Below are 23,476 nucleotides of genomic sequence, written 5' to 3' on the forward strand. Positions count from 1 at the left end.
ACGTCGAGTCACCGCGTGAGCGTGGCGAGGCGGCGAGATGCCTCATCGAGGACTTCGACGCGTTTGCACGCGGCAAAGCGGACCAGCGTTCGGTACGGCGCGGCGCGGGACGGGCTTGCGAATGCCGTCAGCGGGATGGCGACGACTCCCGTACGTGCCGGGAGACCGCGGCAGAAGTCGCCGGCATCCATGCCGCTCGCGAGGAAAGGTGCGGCGTCCGCGATCGTGAAGTATGAACCCGCCGGAGCGGACACGTCGAACCCGGCGGCGCTCAGACCGGCGCCCAGCACGTCGCGCTTGACGCGCAGCGTGGCCGCGATCCCGGTGAAGAACGCGTCGGGGAGCCCGAGACCCACGGCGATCGCCGGTTGGAACGGGCTGCCGCTGACGTAGGTGAGGAACTGCTTGACCGCGAGGATCGCGGTCACGAGGTCCGCGGGAGCAGTGATCCAGCCGATCTTCCACCCTGTCATCGAGAAGGTCTTGCCAGCCGATGAGATCGATACCGTGCGCTGGGCGGCTCCCGGAAGCGTCGCGATCGGCACGTGCTGCGCGTCGAAGACGAGATGCTCGTAGACCTCGTCGGTCACGATGATCGCGTCGTGTCGCTCCGCAAGTCGAACGATCTCGGCACGCACCTCCGCCGAGAACACCGCGCCTGTGGGGTTGTGCGGATCGTTGACGAGGATCAGCCGTGTGCGATCGGTGACCGCGCGCGCGAGCGCCTCGACGTCCGGCTGAAATGTCGGCCAGGACAGGGGGACCGGGACCAGCGTCGCGCCGGCGAGAGCCACGATCGCCGCGTAGGCGTCGTAGTAGGGCTCGAAGACGACGACTTCGTCGTCCGGACCCTCGATCAGTGCGAGGAGGGTCGCGGCGAGCGCCTCGGTCGCACCGGCGGTCACGAGGACCTCACGGTCGGGATCCGCATCCAGGCCGTAGAAGCGGTGCTGATGCGCCGCGATCGCCTCCCGCAGCACCGGCATGCCACGGCCCGGCGGGTACTGATTGACACCCGCTGAGATCGCCGCGCGAGCCGCCTCCATCACCTCGGCCGGACCGTCCTGATCGGGGAAGCCCTGGCCCAGGTTGATCGCGTCCGTGCGATCCGCGAGCGCGGACATCTCCGCGAAGATCGTCGGCGTCACGGTGCCGTGCGCGTCCAGTAGGCCGGCCCCGGATGCCGCGCGGCGCCAGGCACCGGGGATCTCTCGCATTCCGCTCACGTTACATGCATAGCCCGGTCGGGGTGCGGGCATAAGCAACACACAGAATCAGGGGGCATCCTGAAGAGGTCTTGGGAAGAAGGAAACAGATGAATGACAACACGCCCTCCACCGATCAGCCGCTCGACGGCCAGCCGGGGGCCCAGGGGACTGCCCCCGCCGCCGATGCGGCAGTGCCACCCGGTGTGGTCGTCCCGCCGGTTCCGCCGTTGCCCGCGCCCGCGCCCGCGCCTTATGAGACAACGGCCCCCTACACGGCGCCCGAGCGGGTGGAGCCGGCCCACCCGGGTTACGGCTCCACACCCACCTCGCCCCACGGGACAGCCCCGACGTCGCCATACGCGGCCGCGCGGGTCTCATCCGACCAACCGCCGGCCCCCGACGGCGGGGCCTCGGGCAAGGTCGGCGCCGGCAAGATCGTCGGCATCATGGTCGCCGCTGCCCTGGTCGGCGGCGCGGCGGGGCTCGGTGTCGCCTCCGCGGGCGCATCGTTCTTCCCGCAGGCGCAGACCGTCGTGACCTCGGGAGCCGGCGCCGTGACGGTGAACAACAGCGATTCCGTCAACCAGACCACCGCGATCGCCGCAAAGGTGCTCCCGAGCGTCGTGACGATCTCGGCGTCGTCGGGCTCGTCGGGCGGGACCGGTTCGGGTGTGATCCTGACGAGCGACGGCTACATCGTCACCAACACGCACGTCGTGACGCTCGACGGCGCGTCCTCCGATGCGGCACTCAGCGTCACGACCTCCGAAGGGAAGGTCTACGCGGCTGAGATCGTCGGCACCGATCCGACCTACGACCTCGCCGTCATCAAGCTGACCGACGCGACGGGGCTCACCCCGATCGAGTTCGGTGATTCGTCGAACCTCAACGTCGGCGATCAGACGGTTGCTGTCGGGGCGCCGCTGGGACTGTCGAACACCGTGACGACCGGGATCGTCAGTGCGCTGAACCGTTCGATCCAGATCGCGTCCTCGGCGGCTCCGGAAGGCGACGCGCAGGATCAGCAGAACAACGGAGACCGCCGGTCGCCCTTCCAGTTCGACTACGGCCAGGGCCAGTCGCCGTCGGCAGGGGCGGGTTCCATCTCGATCGCGGTGATTCAGACTGACGCGGCCATCAACCCGGGCAACTCGGGCGGCGCGCTCGTGGACGGTGAAGGCAAGCTCATCGGCATCAACGTCGCCATTGCGACGGCGGCCGGCGCGAGCTCGAGCGAGTCCGGCTCGATCGGCGTGGGCTTCTCGATTCCCTCGAACATCGTCGAGCGCATCACCGATGAACTCATCGCCGATGGCACGGCCACGCATGGGCTGCTCGGCGCGATGGTCGGGGACGCTGCGGCGCAGGAGAACGCGACGACGGCCGGTGCGTACATCAGCGAGGTGACCTCCGGAGGAGCAGCCGCAGACGCCGGGCTGAGGGCGGGCGACGTCGTGACGTCGTTCAATGGGTACCCGGTCACCGATGCGACCGACCTGACGGCGCAAGTGCGCGCGCTCGCCGCCGGCAGCTCCGCAGAGCTCGTGTACCTCCGGGACGGCAAGACCCTCTCGGTGGATGTGACCCTGGGTGAGCTCACTCCGTAGGAGACGAGTCTCCCCACGAGAAGGACGTCACCCGCGCGATAGGCTCGCCGGGTGGCGTCCTTCTCCTTCGACGCCGGCAACGCCGGAAAGCTTCTGCGCATGCCGTTGTATGCGGGTGGACGGCTGGTGACCGCGGTGGTTCCGCGCGGTCGTGATCTGTGGGTCTTCGGATGCGCGGTGGGCATCACCGACGGTGCCTGGGCGCTGTGGCAGCATGCTGTCGCCGAGGGCGATGCCGCGATCTGGCTGACGGGAGGAACCCGCGACGCCGCCGAGGCGGCGCGGCGCGGGATTCCCTCGGTCCCGAAGGGATCCTGGCGAGGGTTCTGGCTCACTGCGCGAGCACGGGTGATCGTCGTCACGCACGGATTCGGCGACGTCAACCGGTACGCGGCGACCGGGGGCGTCATCGCGCAGTTGTGGCACGGCATCCCCCTCAAGCGGATAGGTCTTGATTCGCCCGTCACGACGCAGAGCCCGCTGCCTGCTCTCGACGGGGTCCTTCGCGCTCTTTATCGGCGCACGCAGGCGCGTATCCGCATCCTTCCCGCTGCGTCGGAGCTCGTGCGGGGTCGGCTCGAGTCGGCCTTCGGCCTGGCCGAAGACCGGGTCCCCGTCACGGGGGAACCCCGCGTGGACGTGCTTTCTCGCGGAACCGCGGCGGAGCGGCGCCGAAACGCGCTCTCCGCACTGACGGCTGTTCTCGGTCCGGACGAACCCGGCATCCGCCGGATCCTCTATGCGCCGACCTGGCGGGACGGAGCGCCGGATCCGGCCATCCCGACGGCTGAGCAATGGGAGAAGATCACTGCGCTTCTGGAAGAGACGGATGCCGTGCTCCTGGTCCGGTCGCATCCCCTCGGTGCCGGCGATTACAAACCGCGTGACACCACCCGTCGTGTTCGTGCGCTCGGCAGCGACCTCATCGCCGATGTCACGCCGCTGCTCCCCGGGATGGACGCGCTGGTGACGGACTACTCGTCGCTCGCGTTCGACGCCGCCCTGGTCCCGTTGCCGACGGTTTTCTTCGCACCGGACCTCGACGACTACACCGCCCGCCGAGGGTTCTACGGCACGTATGCGGAGGTCGCCGGCGCGGACCCTGCGCGCGACTGGGAGAGCGTCATCGTCGATCTGCGCCGCCTCCTGACCGATGAGGAGCACCGTGCGGCGCTGGTCGGGCGGTCTGCGCGGCTGAGCGCCGGCGTACACGCGTTCTCGGACGGGCGGAACACGGCCCGGGTCTACGCTCGGATCCGCGCAGCGATGGAGAGAGAACGATGACGCTCACAGCTCGTATTGAGGTGGATACCGTGCCGATGCTCGTACTGGCCGGCGCGGGCGCGGCTCCCGCCGATGTCGGACTCACGGGGCGTCGCGCCGCCGTGCGCGCGGACGTCGAGATCGACGGCCCCGGCTGGCATGCGTCGCTGCCGCTCTACGCCGCTCGCTGGGGCGGGAACGCCCGCCCGCTGCCGTCGGGCGATTACCGGCTCATCGTCAACGGCGCTCCCGGCGCGGCGACGGCGTCTGTTCCGCTCACCATGACGCCGGTCCTCCGGGCGACGCTGACCGGTGGCGTCCTCACCGTCGGGCCGCCCATCGATCCGGCCTACGACTCGGGGGAAGGGCAGGACGCGCTCGAGCGCCGTTACGCGACGCGTCCGACGGAGCTGGAGAACGCCGTCTTCTTCGAGAGCTTCTATGGTCGCAACGCGTCGTGCAATCCGCGTGCCGTTGATCGGGAACTCGCGCGTGTCGCCCCCGGCGTTCGCCGCTACTGGAGCGTGATCGATTTGTCGGTCGATGTACCGGAGGGTGCGATCGCGGTCATCGAGGGGAGCCCGGACTGGTGGCGTGCGCGCGGGTCCGCGCGGCTGCTCGTCGTCAACGATTGGCTGCACCGACGTTTCGCGCGCCGGGGCGGTCAGGTCGTGCTGCAGACGTGGCACGGGACGCCGCTGAAGAAGCTGGCCCTGCACCGACCGGGTTTCGATCCGCGCCGCATGGCAGCGGTCTTCCGTGAGGGGAGGCGTTGGGACGTGCTGCTGGCCCAGAACCCCTACGCAGGGCGCATGCTGCGAAGGGCATACGCCTTTCTCCGACGCCCGATCTGGGTCGAAGGCTACCCGCGCAACGATGTGTTGATCACGGGAGACGCGGCAGCGACCCGGATGGCCTTGGGACTGTCAGCCCGGGAACGCGTCATTCTGTATGCGCCAACCTGGCGCGACGACCGCGATCAGATCGTCGACTTCTTGGATCTGTCCCGACTGGCTGATGCGACCGGTGCGACGGTGCTCGTGCGCGGACACTCCCGCACACTGCTCCCCGGCTCCGACGTGCAGGGCGAGCGGGTGATCGACGTCACGGCGTATCCCGATGTTTCAAAGCTGCTGCTCGTGGCCGATGCTCTCATCACCGATTACTCTTCGGTGATGTTCGACTACACGGTGACGGGCAAGCCGATCTACTTCTTCGCGCCGGACATCGATCACTATCGTGGCGAGTTGCGTGGCTTCTACTTCGATCTGGCCGACCATGCCCCGGGGCCGATCGCCACCAGTCAGGACGAGCTGGAGGCGCAGCTGGCGGATGCCGAGGTGCCGACTCGCTACCGTGACCGCTATCTCGACTGGCAGGAACGTTTCAACAGTCGCGACGATGGACACGCCGCCGAGCGCGTCGTGGCGCGCATTCTGGACCAGGGGTTCGTCGATCGGGGATGACGGCGTCGCTGCCCCCGGTCAGGGGAGCGGGGTGTTGCGCCTGAGCCGTGACGTGTCGATGTTCTCGCGTGCACCGCGCACCGTGCCGATGAGGAACCCGACACCCCAGGCCAGGTGCATGGTGGGGATCACGAGGAGGGTCCACATTCGCTCCCGCCAGCCGGCGGCGGCGGCCGGGGAGAACGCGTATCCGACCACCACGATCGCGTAGGCCAGCAGCGGGAGGTAGACGATCGATGCCGCCAGAGACCAGCCACCGCTGAACACACCGGTGAGCTGCAGAAGGGCCACCGCGACGGCGAACACGGCGACGGCCACGAGCACCGGCGGGGCGAAGAACCGCACGGAATTGCGACGACCGTAGCGCCGCACCAGCTCACCCCGCCAGGTCCCCGTCGAGCGGAACTGACGGGCCAGCCGCACCCAGCTTTCGCGTGGCCAGTAGGTCACCGACAGGGCGGGGTCGAACCAGACCCGATATCCGGCACGACGGATGCGGAGGTTCAGCTCCCAGTCCTCGCCGCGCCGGAGCGACTCGTCGAAGAGGCCCACCTCCTCGATCACGGCGCGACGCATGACCCCGAGGTATGCCGACTCGGCCGGCCCCTCCTCGGCCCCGGAATGATACGCGCCCCCGCCGAGTCCGATCCGTGAGTTATACGCCGCCGCGACCGCGCGCTGGAACGGTGACTGGCCCTCGGCGCGCATGACGCCGCCGACGTTGGCGGCGCGGGTGCGATCGAGCGTCTCGAGCGCGCGACGGGTGTAGCCCGGCTCGAGAGCCGAGTGTGCGTCGACGCGCACCAGGGTGGGATGGATTCCGGCGCGGATCGCACGGTTGACGCCCACGGGGATATCGGCCGCGGGATTCGTGACGAGCCGCACCCGCGGGTCCGCTGCGGAGAGGGATCGAGCGATCGCGTCGGTCGAGTCGGTGGACGGGCCCAGCGCGAGTATCACCTCGAGCGGGCCGTCGACCTCCTGGGCGAGCACGCTGGCGACGGAACGAGCGAGGTAGTCCTGCTCATTGAGCACGGGCATGACGAACGTGACGCCCGACCCCGGTGGGGCGGGGGCGGCATCCCGCAACCGCGATTCGTCTTCGTGCATCCGTTGATCATCGCATGCCCTGTCTCCCTCATGAGGTACCGCGCGGCGCTGGCTAGGCTGGGATCGTGGGCATCATCTCGGACGGCCGGAAGGCCCTCTCGCTCGTTCAGAAGGCGGTGAACAACCGCCACGTCGCCCGCGAGGTGCGCACGCGGCTCACTGCCGTGCCGCTCCAGCCTGTGAATCATTTCCGGGTGGCGGTCTATTTCGCGGACGGCGCAGTGAACATGTATCAGATCCGGCAGTGGTACAAGCCCCTCGCCGTGCTCGCGCGCACGTGGCCCGTCGTCGTCCTCAGCCGCAATGCGCACGGCGCACGGGCGCTGTTGATGGACGGCGCCCTGCCCGTCGCCTTCGTGCCGACGGTCCGGTCGCTGGAGAAGTACATCGCGGAACAGGACATCCGCATCGTGCTGTACGTGAATCAGAACACCCGCAACTTTCAGATGTTCCGCTACGGGCATCGCTGGCACGTGTTCATCAACCACGGCGAGTCCGACAAGATGTACATGACCACCAACCAATTCAAGGCGTATGACTACGCCCTGATCGCCGGCGATGCTGCGCGGGCGCGGCTCAGACGCGTCCTCTGGGATTACGACTTCGCCACACGCACGATCGCCATCGGACGACCCCAGGCGGACCACTATTCCGGCGCCCTGCCGTATTCCCCCGATGAGCGCACGGTCGTCCTCTACGCCCCGACGTGGGAGGGTGACCGTCCGTCTGCGCACTACGGTTCGGTCCGCACGCACGGCGAGGCGCTGGCCGCCGGCATCCTCGCCTCGCCGGCCCATCGGCTGATCTACCGTCCGCACCCGCGATCAGGCGTCGTCGACCCGGAGTACGGAGCGGTGAACGCGCGCATCATCAACATGATCCGTTCCGCGAATCGCGCTGATTCTGCGGCGCAGCATGTCTTCGACGACGGCGCCGATCTCGGATGGCAGCTGGCCGCTGCCGATGTGGCCGTCGTCGACATTTCGGCGATGGTCTACGACCGTCTCGCTGCCGGCAAACCGCTGCTGGTCACCCGACCGGCTGACAACCGCGCCGTTGTCGACACCCACGGCTATCTGGGGGATGCCGAGTGGCTCGACGCGGCGGCATCCGGTGACATCGTCGCGGCCGTCCGGAGGCTCCAAGATGACCCGCTGGCCGTCGAGCGCCTGGGGGAATGGGTGCGCCACTATTTCGGCGACGCGTCGCCGGGTGCGGCGACCGCACGGTTCCACGGCGCGATCGCGGAGCTCATGGACCGCTGGGAGGCATGGCACGTCCGGACAGCAGACGGCGCCGATGAGCTCGAATCAGACGCGGCCGAGCTCGGGGACGAGTGACGTCCCTCAGCGCGTGACGAGACGCTCGATCGCGCTCAGCGGTATCGGCAGCCAGTCCGGGCGAGGCGGAGCGTGCCGGCGACGTAGTCGAAGGACCGCAGCATGCCGGCGATATCGCGCAGCGCGAGGTCCGGCGCTCGCCGCTCCTCGATCGGGCGCATCGGCTCGCCCTCGAAGTCCAACACGACCCACCCTCGTCCGGGCACGGAGATCACCTGACCCAGGTGATAATCCCCGTGCACCCGCTGCAGCGCGGGCCAGACCTCGCCGGCCGCCGCGGCGTAGATGTCTTCGATGGCGCGGCGTTGCGGCTGGAGCGCCGGCACTTCATCGAACGCGATGGCGAGCCGGCGGATCCACGCCCCAGCCAGGGTCGTGCGTGCTGCGGCGTCGGCCGGCACGGTCGGGAAGAGTCTCGCCAGGTCCCGGTGGACCTCCGCGGTCGCGCGACCGAGCGCATCGGCGCCGGAGGTGAAGTCGGCGTGCGCCGAGGCGGCGCGCAGCGCGACGCGCCAGGCGTCCTCGACGTCGGGGAGGAACTCCTGCGCGAACGCGAACGGCGGGGCCGACGGCGATCGGCAGATGATCGACGTATTGGATTGCTCTCCGGCGAGGACATCGGTCGGGAAGTCACCCGCGTCGAGCCCGAGCTCGGCGAGGAGGGCATGCGTGTACGCGAGGTCATGCGGACCGTCGATCAGGATCGTGCCCGCATCGCCGCGGCCGATGACCGACGTCGCGGGCGAGGCGCCCGCGAGGACTCGTTCCACGACGGGAACCTGATAGACGACCGGTTTCGCCGGCGCGTCGTCGACGAGGACCAGAACTCGCACAGTGGCGGACTCGTCGTCGCCGCGGAGTCGTCGGTCAGCCAGCACGCGCAACCTCGGCGGGGATGCGGAGCCGGTGAACCACCGTTGGCGGGGCAGCCACGGTGTCAGTTCTGCCAGCGTGCTTTCCGTGGGCGGAGGCTCGTCGGCACTCCGACGTCCGTGGGGTTCAGACACCGGCGACCGTGTCGACGCGCATCAGCGGGCGAGCGGGGGTCACTCGTCGCCCTGAGGGGTGGCCTCAGGCTGCGCTGCATCGAGGTGGAGCTCGACGGGAACCGAAAAGGCCACTCCGGCCGCGCCGAGGATTCCGAGGTCGTCGACCGGCGGCGGCAAGATCTCGGTGGGTTCACGAGGCTCCCACGGCTCGGAGGGCAGCCCGCCCCACTCGGTCGGCTCCTCGGGACGACTCTGGAAGATTCCCATGCCGTTATTCTCCTTCCAGCGCGGAGGCGGCGGCTCCGGTGCGGGGCGCGCGGCGCGCCACCGTGCTCGCTGCGCTGCCGATGGCCTCTGTCACGGATCCCGTCACGCGACGCCCGCCCGCGACGACCGCGCTGCCGGCACGCACAAGACCCACCGCAGCGACTCGTTCACAGGGGGCGGCACCCTCGTGGGGTTCGAGCTCGGCCGGGTACAGCTGCGGCGGCACGCCGAACGCGCGGTGCGAGCTGACGATCGCACGGCGTCCGAGCACGCGGTTGCCGGCACCACCGACGGCAGCGCCGATCCCGAAGGGGAGAGCCTTGCCGATGACGGATGCGCCGCCCTTCGCCGCGTACTGTCGGACGAACATCGGCTTCAGCCGGTCTAGGAGCGGGCCGACGGCGGCACGGGGGAGCGAGGTCGTGACCAGCTTCCCCCAGTACCTGTCGCGACTCTCGGCACCTCCGGTGAGCTGCCCGCTCAGCTGGGCGATGAGCTCGACGCCCTCTTCTCCGAGCATGAGGGTGAGGACGAGAGCCCGGGCGCGATCCGGACTCTCGATGCGGATGCCGTGCAATTCCGCCAGTGATTGTGCGTACAGCGCAGTGGCCTCGATGAAGCCGATGGTTTCGACTCCGCCGAGCGCGAGCGTGACGCCCGTCCCGATTCCGGGTACGACGGCCGTCGCTCCGACGGCGGCACCACCGGTGGTGACGGTGGCGAGGTAGCGGCGCTCCAGGATGCGTGCGATTTCAGCTGTGCTCGCGTTCGGGTTCCTGAGGCGGATGCTCCGCAGGTGCGTGATGACGACCGGTCGCTGCACCTGCAGGGCCCGGTCGAGAGCGCGGATCGCGCGCGGATGCTCCGATGATCCCTGCGGCGGCAGGCCGCCGTCCCACGGAGAATCAGCGGGCAGGGAGTGGATGCGAGGAACCTTCGCCATGACGCATCGATCCTACGTGCGGCCGCTGAGGGACCGCTGGGTGATCAGACGTAGAGGTTGGCGCGCTCGAGATCCTCGGCGAAGTCGACCTCGACGGCGTACAGGTCGGAAATATCGAGCGGTTCCAGCAGCAACCCGTTCTCGGCGATCGCGAGCTCCAGACCGCGCTCGAAATAGTCCTGATCGTCGACGCGGCCGAGCTGCGCGATGAAGGCGCGCTTGTCGGCGCGGGCGATGTAGTTGATGCCCACGGCCTCGCCGATGCCCCCGCGTACTGTCTTTGACAGTGCACGGATGAATCCCTCCGCCGTCACCGTGTACTTGACCTCTTCGTCGCTCACGCTCGCGGTGTTGACGGTGACGAAGGACTGATCGCGATCGATCAGCTCGATCGCCCGTCCGAGGATGCGCGGGTCGAAGACCACATCGCCGTTCATCCAGAGGACTCCCCCCTTGCCGGTTGCTTTGAGGGCGCGCAGCAGACTCTTGGAGGTGTTGGTCTGGTCGTAGCGCTCGTTGTAGACGTAGTCGACATCGGGAAACGCTTCCACGACTGCTTCGGCCCGGTATCCGACGACCGTCGTGATGCGCGCGCCGTCGCCGAACGCCGCCCGGATGTTGTCGTGCTGCTGCGCCATGATCGTGCGACCGTCGCCGAGCTCGGTCAACGGCTTGGGGAGGCTTCGTCCGAGGCGCGAGCCCATACCGGCCGCGAGGATGACAGTATGAAGGGTCACGGGGTGCTCCTGGAGAAGATGTTCATTGTCCGTTCGACAAAAAGACACCTCTTCGTGCCGAGTCTCATGCTAACGAAGCCGCTCTGAGAACCCCCGGAATCCACCCACGACGTTGTCGTTTCGTGACACTCGCGTTCAGGGCGGCTGAATCTGACACCGCTGTGCCGTCGGACCCACCTTGCTAGGTTGGTCGGGTGATCGCCGCTTCGCCACGTCCCGAGAAGGATCCGGAGGAGGCCGCCATCCCACGTGAGCTTCCTCCGAAGCCGGAGGTACCCGCTGAGGTCGCGGCCGCACAGTTCGCCGCGCGCCACACCGCGGCCGCCGACGATCCGACCCTCGCTCGCGCGGCTGTCGATGCGCTGCCCGATCTGGACATCGACACCGGCACACCGGCTCTGCGGATACGCGGCATTTCCAAGTCCTTCGGGCAGACCCGCGCCGTAGACGGTGTCGACCTGACGATCCCCGCCGGGATCTTCTACGGCGTCGTCGGCCCGAACGGTGCCGGCAAGACCACCATGCTGTCCATGATCGGTGGGCTGTTGCGCCCGGATGGGGGAACGATCGAGGTCGCCGGCGTCGACCTGCGCTCGTCGCCGGCACGCGCAAAGCATCAGATGGGGATCCTGCCCGACAGGCTCCGGACCTTCGATCGACTCACCGGCCGGCAGCTGCTGCATTACTACGGCGCGCTGCGTGGCCTGGCGCGGGCGGTCGTCGAGAGCCGGACGGCCGACCTTGCGCGGGCGTTCGATATCACCGAGGCTCTGCGTCGTCCCGTGGCGGACTACTCGGCGGGTATGACGAAGAAGGTCATGCTCGCCGGAGCGATGATCCATGCGCCGCGCGTGCTCGTGCTCGATGAGCCTTTCGAGGCGGTCGATCCGATCTCCAGCAACGTCATCCTCGATATCCTCGCGGCCTACACCTCCCATGGGGGCACCGTCATCCTCTCCAGCCACGGAATGGAGCTCGTCGAGCGGGTGTGCTCAGGCGTCGCGGTGATCGTCGCCGGGCGGGTCCTCGCCGCGGGGACGGTCGCCGAGGTGCGGGGCGAGCTCACCCTCGAGCAGAGGTTCGCCGAACTGGCGGGCAGCTCGAACGATGTGGAGGGTCTCGAGTGGCTGCACGCGTTCTCCGACTGAGGCTGCAGCTTCTCCTCGGCGCGCTGGGCGGCGATCGCCGCCGGGTCATCCGGATGCTGGTCCGGATCGTCGTCCTGCTGGTCTGCGCTGGGGTCGCCTGCTGGGGCGTGCTGCGGTTGCGGGCTGCGCCGGCAGACGTCGCGCTGACGGCGTGGGTCCTCTCTGCCGCGGCGGTGCCGGTGGTTCTCTTCCTCGCTGCACTCCTCGGCGGATTCGACGATCAGCTCGATCCGCGTCGATTCAGGGTCTTCGGCGTGGCGCCGCGCCCACTCGCCGGCATTCTGCTGCTTGCGAGCGTCGCCAGCGTCCCGGTGCTTGCGCTCGTGGCCGTGGGCATGAGCGGCGTGATTCTCTGGACGGCGCGCGGAGCGACGGTGGCCGTGAGCATTCTTGCGGTGATCCTCGGCATCCTCACCTGCCTTCTGCTGGCCAAGATCGGGCTCGCGCTCGGTGGGCTCCTCTTTCCCGTGAGGCGACGTTCGCAGGAGTCGACGGGGGCCTTCCTGATCACGGTGCTCGTCGCCGCGGTCGCAGTGGGGGTCTTCGTCGCGTCGCTGGAGTGGGATGCCGAGCTGTCGACCGCGCTCGGCGGGGCCGTCGACATCCTGGCGCTGACACCGTTCGGCGCGGCCGCAGCGCTTCCCGCGCGTGCGATCACGGGTGGTTTCGCGGGTCCGCTCATCGTGGCGCTGCTGACGGTTCTGGCTCTCGCGGTCGTGTGGGTGTGGCTCGTCGACCACCTCCTCACAACAACTGAGCGGCCCCGGTCGGGCCGGGAGGGCGGCGGTCTCGGGTGGTTCGCCATCACTTCCGGGACTCCTTCCGGCGCTGTTGCCGCGCGAAGCCTCATCTACTGGCTGCGCGATCCGCGCTACCTCGTCAACCTCGTGATCGTGCCGATTGCGGCCGTTGTGACGGTGATGCCGCTCGTTCTCGTCGGGGTGCCGGTCGAGATCGCTGCGCTCGTGCCGGTTCCGCTCATGGCGCTCTTCTTCGGATGGCTCCCGCACAACGACCTGGCCTACGATTCGACGGCGCTGTGGATGCACCTGGCGGCCGCGGTCCGTGGCTCCTCTGATCGCGCGGGTCGATTGGCGCCCATCGTCGTGGTGGCTCTGCCCGTGCTGGCCGTGTCGATGCCGATCGCGATCATGCTGCACGGCCAGTGGGCGACCCTCCCGGCGATGGTCGGCGTCTGCGCAAGCCTGTTCCTCAGCGGTCTCGGACTCTCTTCGGTGGCTTCCGCGGTCGCTCCTTACCCTGTTTCGCGGCCCGGCGACAGCGCCTTCCAGCAACCGCAGCGCACGGGGGGCATGCTCTCGCAAGGCGTCGTGCTGCTCGGGGCGATCGTCTTCTCGCTTCCCGCGCTCTGGTGGGCGTGGGTGGACCTCACCTCTGACAGCGAGAACGCGTGGTGGACGATGTGGGGCGGACTCGGGATCGGCAGTGCAGTGCTGCTCGCCGGGATCTTCGGCGGGGGCGTCGTCTTCGACCGCCGCGCCAGTCGTCTGATGGAGTTCGCGGAGTCCTCCTGACCCGCCCGGCTCGATCGGCCCGCCGCTAGACTCGGGGATCATGAGCACTCCCCTCAACGGACCAGGCCAGGTGGACAGCCCCGATCAGGGGGGTCTGGCGACGCTGGACCGCGAACTCGAGGAGCTCCTTCGCGAAGAACACGTTGAGCCCGGAGATCACGAACGCTTTTCGCACTACGTGAAGAAGGACAAGATCCTCGAATCGGCCGTCACCGGCAAACCCGTGCGGGCGCTGTGCGGCAAGAAGTGGACACCGGGGCGCGACCCGGAGAAGTTCCCGATCTGCCCCACGTGCAAGGAGATCTACGAGTCCATGCTCAGCTGAGCGTCAGCGCGCGTCGATGAAGATCGTCGGCAGCGCCGGGTCGGAGCGGCTGAGCGCCAGTGCCCGGACGGGGAGCTCCTCGCGCACGTGCCGGTGGTGCGCTCGAGCAGCGGTCACACCCGCAGGCCCTTCGAACGCGGCATCCGGTTCGCCGTCTTCGACCAGCGTGACCTGCAGCGGGCGGGCACCGGCATGATCGGGGGCCTGGGTCATCGGCTCGAATCCCTCCGAGACGACGATGAGCTCGCTCGTCGCGGTACCGCGCTCGAGTGTGCGGAAGGCTGTTTTCCGGCCGCCCCTGGATGCCTTCTCGGCTGACGCTTTGGCCACCGAAACCCACTTGCCCGCCGCATCGCGTCGCGCGACGAGCTTGTACACCATCCCTGCCGTCGAAGCACCCGACCCGGTGACGACGGAGGTTCCGACCCCATACGAGTCGACGGGCGATGCTGCGAGCGCAGCGATCGCGAACTCGTCGAGGTCGCTGGTGACGGTGATCTTGGTGCCGGTCGCCCCCAGGGCATCGAGCTGGGCACGCACCTGCGCGGCGACGGCGGGCAGATCGCCGGAATCGATGCGCACCCCGCCGAGTCCCGTGCCGGCGACACGGACAGCAGTCGCGACACCATCGGTGATGTCGTACGTGTCGATCAACAGGGTTGTCTCGATCCCCAGGGCGGCGATCTGACTGCGGAACGCCTGCTCCTCCGTATCGTGCAGCAGAGTCCACGCGTGCGCCGCGGTGCCCATCGTGGGGATTCCCCACGTGCGACCGGCCTCGAGATTGCTTGTCGCGCCGAACCCGGCGATGTAGGCGGCGCGGGCCGCCGCGACCGCTCCCCGCTCGGCCGCACGCCGCGAGCCCATCTCAGCCAACGGCCGGTCGCCGGCGGCGATGCTCATGCGCGCGGCGGCAGTGGCGACCGCGGAGTCGTGATTCAGGATGCTGAGCGCGAGGGTCTCCAAGACGACCGCCTCGGCGAACGGACCCTCGACCGTCAGGATCGGCGACTCGGGGAAGTACAGCTCACCCTCGCGGTACCCGAGGATCGAACCCGAGAACCGGTAGCCCTCGAGGAACGTGAGGGTCTCGCTGCTGACGATGCGTTCATCGCGGAGGTAGCGGAGCTCGTCGTCGCCGAACCGGAACTCGCGGAGCTCTCGCAAGAGCCGTCCCGTCCCCGCAACGACGCCGAACCTGCGTGCGCCGTGCAGGCGTCGTCCGAAGAGCTCGAAGACACACGGGCGCGCGGCCGTCCCGTCGCGGAGAGCGGCATCGATCATGGTGAGCTCGTAGCGGTCGGTCAACAGGGCGGTCGATCCCGGGCCGTGATGGTCTTCGACGGGTCCCGGCGCCTGTCGAAGGTTCATGCGGTCACTCTACCGACGTGCGACGAAGTGCCCGGCGAGTAGGCTGACGGTCGTGAATGACGCTCCGATCGGAATCTTCGACTCCGGTGTCGGGGGCCTGACGGTGGCCCGGGCGGTGTCGCAGCTTCTGCCGCGCGAATCGATTGTCTACATTGGTGATACGGCTCACTCTCCCTACGGCCCCAAGCCGATCGCCGACGTGCGCCGCTATGGTCTCGACGTCCTCGACACGTTGGTGGCCGAGGGCGTGAAGATGCTCGTGATCGCGTGCAACACGGCATCCGCCGCCCTGCTGCGTGACGCCCGAGAGCGCTACGAGGTCCCGGTCGTCGAGGTGATCGGTCCCGCTGTCCGCACGGCGATCTCCACGACCCGCAGCGGCCGCGTCGGCGTGATCGGCACGGAAGGCACGATCAGCTCGGGCGTCTATCAGGACATGCTCGAGGTGAACCCGCAGCTGACGGTCACCGCTCGCGCCTGCCCGCGATTCGTGGACTTCGTCGAGGCCGGGGTCACCGGCTCGTCGGAAGTGCTCGCCGTCGCAGAGGAGTACCTGGCGCCGCTGCGGCACGCCGGCGTCGACACCCTCGTGCTGGGGTGCACGCACTATCCCTTCCTCGAGGGCGCGATCAGCTACGTGATGGGCCCGGACGTCTCTCTCGTCAGCAGCGACACCGAGACGGCGAAGGATGTCTACCACCAGCTCGTCTCGCGTGACCTGCTGGCCGGTCCGGACGCCGTCCCCACACATGTGTACGAAGCCACCGGTGACTCTGCCGATGAGTTTCTTCGTCTCGCCGACCGACTGATCGGCCGAGGTGTCTCTTCCGTGCGTCTGGTGCACACCGGCGCCATCGGCATCCCGAAAGGAATCGCATGACCACTTCCACCCCAGGTGGCCCGCGCGCGGACGGTCGCGCGCATGACCAGCTGCGCCCCGTCGTGATCCAACGCGGGTGGAGCGCGCACGCCGAAGGCTCCGCGCTCATCTCGTTCGGCGGGACGAAGGTGCTCTGCACCGCGTCGTTCACCGGCGGCGTGCCGCGCTGGCTCACCGGCAAGGGAAAGGGATGGGTGACGGCGGAGTACGCGATGCTGCCGCGCGCGACCAACACCCGCAACGACCGCGAGTCGATCAAGGGCCGCGTCGGCGGGCGCACGCACGAGATCTCTCGCCTCATCGGTCGCGCGCTGCGATCGGTGGTGGATATGAAGGCGCTCGGCGAGAACACGATCGTCATCGACTGCGATGTGCTGCAGGCCGATGGGGGCACACGCACGGCGGCGATCACGGGCGCCTATGTCGCGCTGGCCGACGCGATCGAGTGGGGCCGCGCCAAGGGGCTCGTCGGCAGGAACGCGAAGGTGCTGATCGACTCCGTCGCGGCCATCTCGGTCGGGATCATCGACGGTGAGCCCATGCTCGACCTCGCCTATGTCGAGGACGTGCGCGCCGAGACCGACATGAACGTCGTCGTCACCGGACGAGGACTGTTCGTCGAGGTCCAGGGCACCGCCGAGGGCGCGCCGTTCGACAAGCGCGAGCTCGACGCACTGCTCGATCTCGGTGTCGCCGGTTGTGCGGACCTGCGCGAGCGACAGGCGGCGGTGCTGTCGGCCGAGCGCGGCTGATCGGCCGATCGGACCATTGTGACCTCGCGCATCGTCCTCGCGACCCATAATCCGCACAAGGTGCAGGAGTTCGCCTCGATCGTCGCAACGACCCGACCCGACCTCGAGGTTACGGGCTACGACGGCCCCGAGCCGGTCGAGGACGGCGTGAGCTTCGCCGAGAACGCCCTGATCAAGGCGCGCGTGGCGGCCGCCCGCACCGGGTTGCCCGCACTTGCCGACGACTCCGGGATCTGCGTCGATGTGCTCGGCGGCGCGCCGGGGATCTTCTCGGCCTATTGGGCGGGGCACAAGAAGGATCCCGTCTCGAACGTCGAGCTCCTCCTCGATCAACTGGCGGACATCGCCGATCCACACCGCGCGGCGCACTTCGTCTCGACGATCGCGCTCGTCACTCCGGCCGGCGCGGAGCACGTCGTCGAGGGCCTCTGGCCCGGCCGTATCGCGCTGAGGGCATCGGGAGAAGGCGGTTTCGGGTACGACCCGGTGTTCCTTCCGGAGGGTCAGGGTGGGCGGAGCGCGGCAGAGCTCACCGCGGACGAGAAGAACGCGGCATCCCATCGCGCGCGTGCCTTCGTCGCTCTCGTGCCGCTCCTGGCCGTCCTCGAGCACTAGCGGCGGCGTGGGAATGACAATCATGACCATTCCCGACAGCCGCGCGGCACGGCACCCGGTGCGGCCCCGGGCATAGCCTCGAAGAATGCACGATCATGCGCCCGCGGACGGTGTTCGCGGTGCGAGCAACCAGCGGCTGCTCTCGCTCTCGCTGTTGCTGACGGCGAGCGTCATGGTGGTGCAGATCGTCGGGGCGATCCTCACCGGTTCGCTCGCGCTGCTCGCCGACGCCGCCCACATGTTCACGGACGCTTCTGCCCTCGTCATCGCCCTCATCGCCTCCCGTCTCGCCGCGCGTCCAGCCAACGACCGCAACACCTACGGCTATCAGCGCGCGGAGGTCTTCGGCGCGCTCATCAATGCCGTCATCCTGATCGTGCTGATGGTGTGGATCGCCGTGGAGGCGGTTCAGCGGCTGCTCCGCCCGGCCGAGGTCGAGGTCGTCGCCGGCCTCATGCTGGTCGTCGCCGTCGTGGGCCTGGTCGCCAACGGGGCCTCGCTCTATCTGCTCAGCGCCGCACAGAAGCGCAGCATCAACGTGCGCGGCGCCTACATCGAGGTGCTCGGCGATCTGATCGGCTCGGCCGTGGTGATCGGCGCGGCCGGCGTGATCGCGATCACCGGCTGGATGCCGATCGACGCGCTCGCGTCACTCGTGATCGCCGCGATGATTCTGCCACGGGCCGTCGTCCTGCTGCGCGAGGTGTTCTCTGTTTTGGGGGAGCGTGCGCCGAAGGGCACCGAGGTCGGCGCGATCCGGGACCACATCCTCGGGGAACCCGGCGTCGTCGATGTCCACGACGTGCACGTCTGGCAGCTCACCCGGGGCGCGCCTGTCTTCACCGCCCACGTGGTGGTGGATGACGCCGCCCTCGGTGCCGGGTCGGGGCCGCTTCTCTCGCGTCTGCAGTCCTGCCTGTCCTCGCACTTCGATGTCGAGCACTCGACGTTCCAGTTCGAGCCGGCCGGCTACCGCGAGGAGGATCGCCACGTCTGACGCCGGATGCGGCGCGCCGCGCGCTGGTCAGCCCTCGCGCCTCACGTGCTCCGGAGCGATGTCGGGGCGCAGCCCGCGCCAGCGGGCATGGCGGAGCGTGTCGTTCGGGGTGAACTCGGCGAACTCCACCTCGCCGACGAGCCGCGGCTCGACCCAGACGGCGTCGGACGCGTCGGCGCTCGGGACGCTCACGAAGGGACTCTCCGAGACGCGCACCAGCATCTCGGAGAGTCGTGCGAGCTCACGCTCGGTGAATCCGGACCCGACCCGCCCGACGTAGATGAGTCCCTCTGGTCCCGGAATGCCGACAAGCAGGGAGCCGATTGTTCCGTTGCGAGCGCCTCTTCCCGGCCGGATGCCGCCGACCACGACGTCCTGCGTGTGCGTGATCTTCACCTTGAGCCACGCCTCAGAGCGGGTGCCGGGCCGATACGTCGACCGGGGATCCTTGACGACCACGCCCTCGAGGCCGCGTTCGCGTGCGGTGGCCAGGGCACTGTCGACGTGGTCGGCGACCGGGGGTACGGCGATCGACGGAATCGCTCCGCGTGCCCGGTCCTCCAGCACTCTTCGCCGGTCGGCCAGGGGGAGGGATGCGGCATCCGTCTCGCCGGAAGTGAGCACGTCGAACAAGAGGAAGCTCACGGGCGTCCGCGCCGCCTCTCTGCCGATCTCCCGCGGTTTGGTCAGGTGCATGCGGTTCTGCAGCCGGGTGAAGCTCGGAGCGCCGCGAGAATCCAAGGCGACGATCTCGCCGTCGACCGTGAGCGCTTCGGGTCCGAACCCGGCATCATCGCCGGTCAGCTCCGGGTAGCGCGCGGTGATGTCCGTACCGCTGCGCGCGCGGAGGGTGAGGCGTTCGCCGTCCCAGCTGCCGATCGCGCGGATGCCGTCCCATTTGAACTCCACCCAGGGCGTTCCTCCCCACCGTGCAGCGGTGCGCGCGGCCTCGCTCGCCGTGGCGGGGACGGCGAGCATGGGGCCCGCCGTCACGGCCGTGCTCGTGTGTATCCGCCGGTTTTGCCGTGCACCCTGCTGGGCTCCCGGAGCCGGTCCCGAAGCCATCCGGTGCAGCAGCCACTGCGACTTCTCGCCGGTTCCCTCGGTGCGGATGAGCGCCAGTCGCGTGGTTCCCAGGGGCCCGCCGGGCCGACCCGTGAGCGTGAAGATCACCTCGTCGTCCCGCCACTTCTCGGCGTCGTAGATCCCGGTGTCCCAGATGGTCATCGTCCCCGCGCCGTACTCGCCGTGCGGAATGTCTCCGGCGAAAGTCAGGTACTCCAGCGGATGCGGTTCGGTCATGACGGCCAGGTGATTGCGCTCGGGTGAGGCCGGGATGCCGCGCGGCACCGCCCAGCTCACCAGTACGCCCTCGTGCTCGAGGCGAAGGTCGAAGTGCAGGCGCGACGCGTGGTGCTCCTGCACGACGAAACGCGCGCCGGTCGCCCCGCCGGCCCGGGGGCCCCGGGGCATGGGCTCGGGTGTGCGATCGGCGGACCGTTTGGCGAGATACGGCTCGAGCGAGAACGGTGAACGCGCTGCGAGCTCGGCGAGCGGATCGCCCCAGAGCCCGGCCCGTTCGAGCACTTCGTCGAACCGCAGCTGCCGCAGCTCCGGATCATCCAACTCGGCCCACGTGCGCGGCGCAGCGACGGTCGGCTCGTCGCGCCCGCGCAGGGAGTAGGGCGCGATGGTCGTCTTGGCGGCGCTGTTCTGGCTCCAGTCGAGGAAGACGCGGCCGGGGCGCAGGCTTCTCGACATCCGGCTGACGAGCAGGTCCGGGTGGTCGGCCTCGAGCAGGCGCGCGAGCTCCTTCGCGAATGCGGAGATCTCTTCGCTCGAGCGCGTCCCGTCCAGATGCGCGTAGAGGTGGATGCCCTTGCTCCCGCTCGTGACCGGGAAGCACGGCATCCCGAGATCGTCGAGGATCGCCCGCAGCAACCGTGCAACCTCGGCGCATTCGGCCAGGCCCGCGCCGGGCCCGGGATCGAGATCGAGGACCAGGCGATCCGGGCGCCGGCGCGCGCCGAGGGCATCGAAGCGCCATTGCGGCGTGTGCAGTTCGAGGCTCGCGACCTGAGCGAGGTAGACGAGCGCGGGCAGGTCCTCGACGAGCGGATAGTCCTTGGCGCCGGTCGAGTGATCGATCGCGCGCCGGGGAAGCCAGGCGGGGGCGCCGGCTTCGAGGTCCTTCGCGAAGAAGGGGGGATGATCGGTCCCCTCGGGCCAGCGGAGCCGCGTCACGGGTCGCCCCGAGACGTGCGGCAGCAGCAGCGGAGCGATGCGGGTGACGTAGTCGAGCACTTCACCCTTCGTCGTGCCCGTACGCGGGTAGAGGACCTTGTCGAGGTTGCTGAGGCGCAGGCGACGACCGCCCACCTCGACGAGCTGTCCGCTGCCTGCCATGTCGCCAGGGTAGTGGCGGGCGCGGGCGTGAGCAGTGTTCACTGGTGTGATGAGAACGATCTGGAAGGGCGCGCTCACTTTCGGGCTCGTCAACGTGCCCGTCAAGGTGTATTCGGCCACGGAAGACCATGACGTGCCACTGCACCAGGTGCATGCGGCAGATGGCGGACGCATCCGGTACCAGCGGATCTGCGAACTCGACGGTGAGATCGTGCCGTACGCCGAGATCGACAAGGCCTATGACGACGGTGAGCGAACGGTCGTCATCACGGCCGAGGACATCGCCGCGCTCCCGGCCGAGCGAAGCCGCGAGATCGAGGTCGTCGAGTTCGTGCCGAGCGACCAGATCGACCTGCTCACTCTCGACAAGGCGTACTACCTCGAGCCGGATTCGGCCTCGCCGAAGGCGTACGTGCTCCTGCGCAAGACGCTCCAGCAGACTGACCGCACCGCGATCGTGCGCTTCTCGCTGAGGCAGAAGACACGACTCGCCGCGTTGCGCGTCCGCGACGACGTGCTGGTTCTCCAGACCCTGCTGTGGGCGGACGAAGTGCGCACGGCGACGTTCGCGGCGCTCGATGAGCCGGTGAAGATCTCGGCCAAAGAGCTCGAGTTGTCGGCGTCGCTCGTGGAGAGCTTCTCGGGAGATTTCGATCCGACGCAGTTCGTCGACGAGTATCAGCAGGAACTGCGCACCCTGATCGACGCCAAACTCGATCAGGGCGACGCGATGGACACGGCCCAGACGTTCAGCGATCGCCCCGAGAAGGACTCCGGCGGTGAGGTCATCGATCTCATGGCCGCACTCCAGGCGAGTGTCGAGCGAAGCCGTGCGGCCCGCGAGTCAGGGGCGACCGAGCCGGACGCGCCGACGCCGAAAAGGAAGGCCGTGAAGGCGACGAAGGCGTCCTGAGCTCGCCGGATCACGAAATCGGCGTGCTGCTGCTGCTGCTGCGCGGCGCGTCCTCGTCGGCACGTTCCCTGCGCACCGCGCGGCGCTCAGAGAAGTAGTGCCAGAGCGTGACCAGCGCGGTGCCGCCGACCGCGGTCAGCAGGATGAGGTCGATGTACTGCGTCACCAGGTCGCTGATCCAGGGGATGTAGGCGATGAGGTAGCCGAACATCGTCAGGCCGAAGCCCCAGAGGAGAGCCCCGATGAGGTTGTAGAGCGAGTATCGCCGCCACGCCATGTGGCCGACCCCGGCGGCGACCGGAGCGAAGGTGCGGACGACCGGCACGAAGCGCGCGAGGATCACGGTCAGGCCGCCGTAGCGCTCGAAGAAGGAGTTCGTGCGTTCGACGTTCTTCCGGCTGAACAGGCCCGATTCCTTTCGTTCGAACACGGCGGGCCCGCCCTTGTGTCCGATGTAGTAGCCGAGCTCGCCGCCGACGAAGGCCGAGAGGCTGATCAGCAGCGCAACGATCCAGATATTGACGCCGAAGACATTGCTCGTGTGGGTGAGCAGACCCGAGATCAACAGCAGCGTGTCGCCCGGCAGCAAGAAGCCGATGAGCAGGCCCGTCTCGGCGAAGATGATGAAGCAGACCACCAGCAGCGCCCAGGGGCCCGCCGAGTTGATGATCAGCTCGGGGTCGAGCCACGGAATGAGGGCGATGTGGTGCACTTGGGGATCCCGTCGGTCGTGCGTCGGTCAGCCGGAGAACTGACGCGAGCCTAACGCCCGTTGCCGTGCGGAAGGTGGGACTTGAACCCACACGCCCGGAGGCACAGGAACCTAAATCCTGCGTGTCTGCCGATTTCACCACTCCCGCGGGTGACCCAGTCTATCGCCGCGGGCCACCTCGCCTGTGGATAGTTCACGCGGTGGGTGCTGGACTTTGTGAGGATGCCGGGGTGAGTCTCGCTCCGCTTCCGTCCGCCGCGGTGGACCCGCCCGCGCCCGTCGTGCGGGCCGTCGCCGATCGGGTGCGCGAGCGCCTGCGCGCGGAGCAGGCCGACCCCCAGCGACACCCCGGTCGCGCCGAGCAGGTGGCCGTCGCGGAGGTGCGCGCCCACAACGACTTCGCGCTGGCACGAGGCTTCGATCTCATCGATGACGAAGCCGCCTGTGTGCGGGCGGTGCTGGCGATGGTCACCGGTTTCGGACCGCTCCAGTCGCTCCTCGATGACCCCACGGTCGAGGAGATCTGGATCAACTCGCCCGACCGCGTGTACTTCGCGCGCGCCGGCCGCAGCCACCGTGCCCCGCTCGTGCTCACAGACGAGGCCGTCCGTGGTCTCGTCGAGCGGATGCTGCACGCCACCGGCCGGCGCGTCGACCTCAGCCAGCCGTTCGTGGATGCGTCTTTGCCCGACGGGTCCCGTCTGCACTGCGTCATCCCAGACATCACGCGATCGCACTGGGCCGTCAACATCCGGAAGTTCCTCGCGTCTCACCGCACGCTCTCCGATCTGGTCGCTGCGCGGTCGCTCACTCCGCAGATCGCCGACATCCTCACCGATGCGATGGCTTCGGGGCGCAGCGTTCTCGTCTCGGGTGCGACACACGCAGGGAA

At 68.7% G+C, this 23,476-nt stretch carries 22 protein-coding genes and 1 tRNA gene; 13 read left to right on the top strand and 10 right to left on the bottom strand.

Going from position 1 to position 23,476, the window contains the following annotated elements; translation table 11 throughout:
- Positions 1-8: 8 nt before the first annotated feature.
- Positions 9-1,217, bottom strand: a complete 1,209-nt coding sequence (locus QZV81_RS06270) for an aminotransferase class I/II-fold pyridoxal phosphate-dependent enzyme (RefSeq protein ID WP_292834492.1) — start codon at positions 1,215-1,217, stop codon at positions 9-11.
- A 98-nt stretch (positions 1,218-1,315) separates the two neighbouring features.
- On the opposite strand from QZV81_RS06270, the gene QZV81_RS06275 reads away from it, so the two are divergent.
- The 3 genes from QZV81_RS06275 to QZV81_RS06285 are packed head-to-tail and all read left to right on the top strand — an operon-like array spanning position 1,316 to position 5,544.
- Positions 1,316-2,815 (top strand): trypsin-like peptidase domain-containing protein, encoded by a 1,500-nt coding sequence (locus QZV81_RS06275; RefSeq protein ID WP_292834426.1) that lies wholly within the window; start codon positions 1,316-1,318, stop codon positions 2,813-2,815.
- Positions 2,816-2,866: 51 nt separating this feature from the next.
- A complete protein-coding gene (locus tag QZV81_RS06280) occupies positions 2,867-4,099 on the top strand; it encodes a CDP-glycerol glycerophosphotransferase family protein (protein ID WP_292834429.1) in 1,233 nt (410 codons plus the stop codon).
- Complete coding sequence (locus QZV81_RS06285; RefSeq protein WP_292834432.1) at positions 4,096-5,544, top strand: CDP-glycerol glycerophosphotransferase family protein; 1,449 nt, start codon at positions 4,096-4,098, stop codon at positions 5,542-5,544. The genes QZV81_RS06280 and QZV81_RS06285 overlap by 4 nt, the downstream gene beginning before the upstream one ends.
- Positions 5,545-5,562: 18 nt before the next feature.
- On the opposite strand, the gene QZV81_RS06290 is transcribed toward QZV81_RS06285, so the two are convergent.
- Positions 5,563-6,654 (bottom strand): glycosyltransferase family 2 protein, encoded by a 1,092-nt coding sequence (locus tag QZV81_RS06290; RefSeq protein WP_292834435.1) that lies wholly within the window; start codon positions 6,652-6,654, stop codon positions 5,563-5,565.
- Between the two features lie 65 nt (positions 6,655-6,719).
- Between QZV81_RS06290 and QZV81_RS06295 the strand changes: the two genes are divergently transcribed.
- On the top strand, positions 6,720-7,994 hold the full coding sequence (locus tag QZV81_RS06295; protein ID WP_292834438.1) for a hypothetical protein: 1,275 nt from the start codon (positions 6,720-6,722) through the stop codon (positions 7,992-7,994).
- A 35-nt stretch (positions 7,995-8,029) separates the two neighbouring features.
- Here QZV81_RS06295 and QZV81_RS06300 read toward each other — a convergent pair whose 3' ends face one another.
- The 4 genes from QZV81_RS06300 to QZV81_RS06315 are packed head-to-tail and all read right to left on the bottom strand — an operon-like array spanning position 8,030 to position 10,930.
- Positions 8,030-9,001: a hypothetical protein gene (locus QZV81_RS06300; protein ID WP_292834441.1), complete on the bottom strand. Its 972-nt coding sequence runs from the start codon at positions 8,999-9,001 to the stop codon at positions 8,030-8,032.
- Between the two features lie 39 nt (positions 9,002-9,040).
- A complete protein-coding gene (locus QZV81_RS06305; protein WP_292834444.1) occupies positions 9,041-9,250 on the bottom strand; it encodes a hypothetical protein in 210 nt (69 codons plus the stop codon).
- A gap of 4 nt (positions 9,251-9,254) precedes the next feature.
- Entirely contained in the window at positions 9,255-10,193 is a 939-nt protein-coding gene (locus QZV81_RS06310) for a hypothetical protein (protein WP_292834447.1), read from the bottom strand.
- 44 nt (positions 10,194-10,237) lie between these two features.
- Positions 10,238-10,930 carry an NTP transferase domain-containing protein gene (locus QZV81_RS06315; protein ID WP_292834450.1) on the bottom strand — a complete coding sequence of 231 codons (693 nt, stop codon included), beginning with the start codon at positions 10,928-10,930 and terminating at the stop codon, positions 10,238-10,240.
- A gap of 194 nt (positions 10,931-11,124) precedes the next feature.
- Between QZV81_RS06315 and QZV81_RS06320 the strand changes: the two genes are divergently transcribed.
- Genes QZV81_RS06320 through QZV81_RS06330 form a run of 3 tightly spaced genes read left to right on the top strand, consistent with a single transcriptional unit; the run spans position 11,125 to position 13,938 of the window.
- Positions 11,125-12,078: an ABC transporter ATP-binding protein gene (locus QZV81_RS06320; RefSeq protein ID WP_363331607.1), complete on the top strand. Its 954-nt coding sequence runs from the start codon at positions 11,125-11,127 to the stop codon at positions 12,076-12,078.
- Positions 12,054-13,613, top strand: coding sequence for a hypothetical protein (locus tag QZV81_RS06325; protein ID WP_292834453.1), 1,560 nt, complete (start codon positions 12,054-12,056; stop codon positions 13,611-13,613). The genes QZV81_RS06320 and QZV81_RS06325 overlap by 25 nt, the downstream gene beginning before the upstream one ends.
- A gap of 40 nt (positions 13,614-13,653) precedes the next feature.
- Entirely contained in the window at positions 13,654-13,938 is a 285-nt protein-coding gene (locus QZV81_RS06330; RefSeq protein ID WP_292834456.1) for a DUF3039 domain-containing protein, read from the top strand.
- Positions 13,939-13,941: 3 nt separating this feature from the next.
- Here the strand turns inward: QZV81_RS06330 and QZV81_RS06335 are convergent, their stop codons facing one another.
- On the bottom strand, positions 13,942-15,309 hold the full coding sequence (locus QZV81_RS06335; RefSeq protein WP_292834459.1) for a nicotinate phosphoribosyltransferase: 1,368 nt from the start codon (positions 15,307-15,309) through the stop codon (positions 13,942-13,944).
- A gap of 52 nt (positions 15,310-15,361) precedes the next feature.
- Between QZV81_RS06335 and murI the strand changes: the two genes are divergently transcribed.
- The 4 genes from murI (at position 15,362) to QZV81_RS06355 (ending at position 18,553) form a co-directional block, all read left to right on the top strand.
- A complete protein-coding gene (gene murI, locus QZV81_RS06340) occupies positions 15,362-16,189 on the top strand; it encodes a glutamate racemase (protein WP_292834462.1) in 828 nt (275 codons plus the stop codon).
- Positions 16,186-16,941, top strand: a complete 756-nt coding sequence (rph, locus tag QZV81_RS06345; protein WP_292834465.1) for a ribonuclease PH — start codon at positions 16,186-16,188, stop codon at positions 16,939-16,941. The genes murI and rph overlap by 4 nt, the downstream gene beginning before the upstream one ends.
- Positions 16,942-16,956: 15 nt before the next feature.
- Positions 16,957-17,556: an RdgB/HAM1 family non-canonical purine NTP pyrophosphatase gene (gene rdgB / locus QZV81_RS06350; protein ID WP_292834498.1), complete on the top strand. Its 600-nt coding sequence runs from the start codon at positions 16,957-16,959 to the stop codon at positions 17,554-17,556.
- Between the two features lie 85 nt (positions 17,557-17,641).
- Positions 17,642-18,553 (top strand): cation diffusion facilitator family transporter, encoded by a 912-nt coding sequence (locus QZV81_RS06355; RefSeq protein ID WP_292834468.1) that lies wholly within the window; start codon positions 17,642-17,644, stop codon positions 18,551-18,553.
- A gap of 27 nt (positions 18,554-18,580) precedes the next feature.
- On the opposite strand, the gene QZV81_RS06360 is transcribed toward QZV81_RS06355, so the two are convergent.
- Complete coding sequence (locus QZV81_RS06360) at positions 18,581-20,959, bottom strand: ATP-dependent DNA ligase (protein ID WP_292834471.1); 2,379 nt, start codon at positions 20,957-20,959, stop codon at positions 18,581-18,583.
- Positions 20,960-21,008: 49 nt separating this feature from the next.
- Here QZV81_RS06360 and QZV81_RS06365 point away from each other — a divergent pair, with 49 nt between their 5' ends.
- Entirely contained in the window at positions 21,009-21,872 is an 864-nt protein-coding gene (locus tag QZV81_RS06365; protein ID WP_292834474.1) for a Ku protein, read from the top strand.
- 10 nt (positions 21,873-21,882) lie between these two features.
- Here QZV81_RS06365 and QZV81_RS06370 read toward each other — a convergent pair whose 3' ends face one another.
- Together QZV81_RS06370 and QZV81_RS06375 are read right to left on the bottom strand one after the other, a co-directional pair.
- Positions 21,883-22,584 carry a VTT domain-containing protein gene (locus tag QZV81_RS06370; protein WP_292834477.1) on the bottom strand — a complete coding sequence of 234 codons (702 nt, stop codon included), beginning with the start codon at positions 22,582-22,584 and terminating at the stop codon, positions 21,883-21,885.
- Between the two features lie 66 nt (positions 22,585-22,650).
- Positions 22,651-22,732, bottom strand: a tRNA-Leu gene (locus QZV81_RS06375).
- An 82-nt stretch (positions 22,733-22,814) separates the two neighbouring features.
- On the opposite strand from QZV81_RS06375, the gene QZV81_RS06380 reads away from it, so the two are divergent.
- A partial coding sequence (locus QZV81_RS06380; RefSeq protein WP_292834480.1) for an ATPase, T2SS/T4P/T4SS family occupies positions 22,815-23,476 on the top strand: 662 nt, incomplete at its 3' end.

Origin of the sequence: Microbacterium sp. (assembly GCF_011620665.1) — a bacterium.
Taxonomy (GTDB): domain Bacteria; phylum Actinomycetota; class Actinomycetes; order Actinomycetales; family Microbacteriaceae; genus Microbacterium.